The following is a 1912-nucleotide window of genomic DNA, read 5'->3' on the forward strand; positions in this document are numbered from 1 at the left end:
ACCAAGGACTCCATCCTCAAGCTGGATGCCTATGTCCAGGCCGGCAAGAAATTCGTCGACGACTACCGAGCCAACGAGTTGCCCAAGCTGAAGGCCGCGGCCGAAGCCAAAGGCAGCGATGCCGGCGGCACGCTGGAGGCGCAGACCTATCAGGACACGGTGCAGGCACTCGACCGGCTGGAAAAGCGCATCTTCTACCTGGTGCAGGCTCGCCAACTTGGCATCCAGCAACTGCCGCAGATCCGCATCGTGCAATCGGGTGACGAAACGCTGATCGAGAATTTGCAGGCGACGTCGGCGCTGACGGTGCCGGCCTGGAAGCAGAAGATGGTCATCCTGCTCGGCCTGACCAACCAGAAATCGGCGCTCGAGCTGCAGAAGACGGTGACCGACGCCACCAACGAGATGATCCGCCAGACCTCGAAGATGATGAAGGATCAGGCCATCTCGATCGAGGAGCAGGCGCAGCGCGGCATCGTCGACGTCGAGACGCTGGCTCAAGCCAACCGCGACCTGATCGACACCGTGCAGGGCGTGCTCAAGGTCCAGCAGGAAGGCCGCCAGAAGCGGGCGGACGCCGAAAAGCAGATGGACCAGATGACCGCGGACCTCAAGAAAGCGCTCACCCAGGGCTGACGGAGCCTCGATGCCGAAGACGCTGTCGTCCGTTCTCCTGCTGGCGGTCTCACTGCTGCTGGCCGCCTGCAATTCGAGCAACGTCAAATTCTCGATTGTGTCCGGTTCCGAGAACACCGTTCTCGAGCCGATCGTGCAAGAGTTCTGCGCCAAGCAGGGCGCCACCTGCATCGTCTCTTATCAAGGCTCGCTCGACATCGGCCTTGGCCTGCAGAAGCCGGGCGGACTCGACCAGGATGCGGTCTGGCCGGCTTCGAGCGTCTGGGTGGACCTGTTCGATTCCGGCCGCAAGGTGCGCAACCTGACCTCGATCGCGCAGATGCCGGTCATCCTCGGCGTGCGCAAATCCAAGGCCGCCGAACTCGGCTGGGTCGGCAGGGACGTATTCATGAAGGACATTCTTGCCGCGGTGAAGGACGGCAAGCTGAGATTCCTGATGACGTCGGCCACGCAGTCCAATTCCGGCGCCAGCGCCTATCTCGCAATGCTATCCAGCGCGCTCGGCGGCAAGGAAGTAATCCAGCCCGGCGACCTCGACAATCCGAATGTGCGCGACACGGTCAGCGCCCTTCTGCAAGGCGTCGAGCGCTCGTCCGGTTCCTCGGGCTGGCTGGCCGACCTGTTCATCGACTCTGCGCGCAAGGGCACGTTCTACGACGCGATGTGGAACTACGAGGCGACGCTGAAAGAGACCAACGACAAGCTGAAGCAGATGGGCGACGAGCCGCTCTACGCGATCTACCCCGCCGACGGCGTTGCGGTCGGCGATTCACCGCTCGGCTTCATCGACCATGGGCGCGGCCCCGAGGTGGAGAAGTTCTTCACCGACCTGCTCGCCTACCTGCAATCGGACACGATCCGCAAGCGTATCGCCGATACCGGCAGGCGCCTGCCGCTCGGCGGCGCCGCGATCCAGGCGGCAGCCGAGCCGGACTGGAACTTCGATCCGGGCAGGTTGGTGACGTCGATCCGCATGCCGGAGCCGGCGGTGATCCGCACGGCGCTCAATCTCTACCAGGAGGCGTTGCGCAAGCCCTCGCTGACGGCGCTCTGCTTCGACTTTTCCGGCTCGATGGAGGACCAGGGCGAAAAGCAGTTGCAGGTCGCCGCCCAGTTCCTTTTCACGCCGGAAAAGGCCAGTGAAGTGCTGGTGCAGTGGACGCCCTCCGACCACATATTCGTGCTGCCTTTCGACAGCGTGGTGCGCGACACATTCGAGGCGGGCGGCGACCTGCAACTGCTTTTCGCCCTGGTCCTCCATCGAGCCGGAAAAGTC

Annotated in this window: 2 protein-coding genes; both read left to right on the forward strand. The window is 63.4% G+C overall.

Going from position 1 to position 1912, the window contains the following annotated elements; genetic code table 11:
* Positions 1-636: toxic anion resistance protein (locus EN745_RS34250; RefSeq protein ID WP_189363257.1), on the forward strand; the 636-nt coding region annotated here is incomplete at its 5' end.
* A gap of 10 nt (positions 637-646) precedes the next feature.
* Positions 647-1912 (forward strand): substrate-binding domain-containing protein (locus EN745_RS34255; protein ID WP_145992316.1); only part of this gene is annotated, 1266 nt, incomplete at its 3' end.

Source organism: Mesorhizobium sp. M4A.F.Ca.ET.022.05.2.1 (assembly GCF_003998845.1).
Classification (GTDB): Bacteria; Pseudomonadota; Alphaproteobacteria; order Rhizobiales; family Rhizobiaceae; genus Mesorhizobium.